Origin of the sequence: Parasphingorhabdus sp. (assembly GCF_036964565.1) — a bacterium.
Classification (GTDB): domain Bacteria; phylum Pseudomonadota; class Alphaproteobacteria; order Sphingomonadales; family Sphingomonadaceae; genus Parasphingorhabdus.
Window position 1 is genome coordinate 1 of record NZ_JBALTN010000040.1, and the last position, 619, is coordinate 619.

Here is a 619-nt window from a genome sequence, read left to right on the forward strand (position 1 = left end):
GCCCCAGTTAAACTACCCACCAGGCACTGTCCCTGAACCAGATCATGGTCCGAGGTTGAGGTATCCAATTCGATCAGAGTGGTATTTCAACAACGACTCCACGATAACTGGCGTCACCGTTTCACAGTCTCCCACCTATCCTACACAAACCGAACCGAACACCAATACCAAGCTGTAGTGAAGGTCCCGGGGTCTTTTCGTCCTGCCGCGCGTAACGAGCATCTTTACTCGTAATGCAATTTCGCCGAGTCTATGGTTGAGACAGCTGAGAAGTCGTTACGCCATTCGTGCAGGTCGGAACTTACCCGACAAGGAATTTCGCTACCTTAGGATGGTATAGTTACCACCGCCGTTTACTGGGGCTTAAATTCTCAGCTTCGCCATTACTGGCTAACCGGTCCTCTTAACCTTCCAGCACCGGGCAGGCGTCAGTCCGTATACATCGTCTTACGACTTCGCACGGACCTGTGTTTTTAGTAAACAGTCGCTTCTCACTGGTCTCTGCGGCCCCACCCAGCTCAGCCAGTGAATCGTCACCAAACAGGGCCCCCCTTCTCCCGAAGTTACGGGGGCATTTTGCCGAGTTCCTTAACCATAGTTATCTCGATCGCCTTAGTAT

Annotated in this window: 1 rRNA gene; it reads right to left on the minus strand. The window is 52.0% G+C overall.

Features of this window, described 5'->3' with window-relative positions:
* Positions 1–619, minus strand: a 23S ribosomal RNA gene (locus V7650_RS18130); the annotation flags it as partial.